Source organism: Fusobacterium sp. SYSU M8D902 (assembly GCF_040199715.1).
In the GTDB taxonomy this organism is placed as follows: Bacteria; Fusobacteriota; Fusobacteriia; order Fusobacteriales; family Fusobacteriaceae; genus Fusobacterium_A.
The window spans coordinates 1-714 of sequence record NZ_JBEFNA010000079.1 but is presented as its reverse complement, the minus strand read 5'-3'; the positions used below and the strand labels follow the sequence as shown (position 1 = coordinate 714).

The 714-nt window shown below is 38.9% G+C and carries 1 protein-coding gene; it reads right to left on the bottom strand.

Annotated features, from left to right (window positions below):
• Nucleotides 1-10: 10 nt before the first annotated feature.
• Nucleotides 11-337 (bottom strand): DUF3467 domain-containing protein, encoded by a 327-nt coding sequence (locus tag ABNK64_RS11140; protein ID WP_006848840.1) that lies wholly within the window; start codon nucleotides 335-337, stop codon nucleotides 11-13.
• Between the last annotated feature and the right edge of the window lie 377 nt (nucleotides 338-714).

Below are 714 nucleotides of genomic sequence, written 5' to 3'. Positions count from 1 at the left end.
TTGTAGTACATTATGCCTCACCCTTTGGTGTGCCGAATGGAGCGATTGTACGTTCTTGCTCATCAGACAACTTAATTTTACCGAAGGACTGCTCGTAGTTATAAATATTGCTCTGCAATGCCTGGAGCAATCGCTTAGCATGTTCAGGTGCCATGATAACACGACTCTTGATCTGAGGTGCAGGCATGCCAGGAAGTGCACATGCAAAATCCAAGATGAAGTCTGAACTAGAATGTGTAATCAGTGCCAAGTTAGAGTATGTACCCTCTGCAACTTCAGGGCTGATGCCCATCTGGAACTGATTCTGCTGCTGTTGATTATTCTTATTTTCTTCCATAATTTTACTAAGTTAATAGGATTAAACTTTAAATGATAGTGCAAATTTACACATAATATCTGAAAAAAACGAATAATCTGCCACTTATTTTTAAAAAACATCATAAGACAACAGAAGATGGAATCCTGATTCTTTGCTTTTTTTCATCAGTTGCAGATAACAAAAGGGTGCGCCATAGACTTATGACGCACCCTCATTATACCTATTTATATATAGTACTCTATTCTACGATTATTCTCCTATTGGAGAATCAGCATAGTCGAGCACATTTTTCTTATTAGCCTGCATACGCTCATATTCTTCTTTAGAGCCTACGATGAGCTTATCCCACTGACGAAGACCAGTACCTGCAGGAATCAAGTGGCCACAGATTACAT

Bases quoted from the DNA above. Each gene is read 5' to 3' on its own strand.
- ABNK64_RS11140 (WP_006848840.1), bottom strand. From the start codon at position 337: ATGGAAGAAAATAAGAATAATCAACAGCAGCAGAATCAGTTCCAGATG.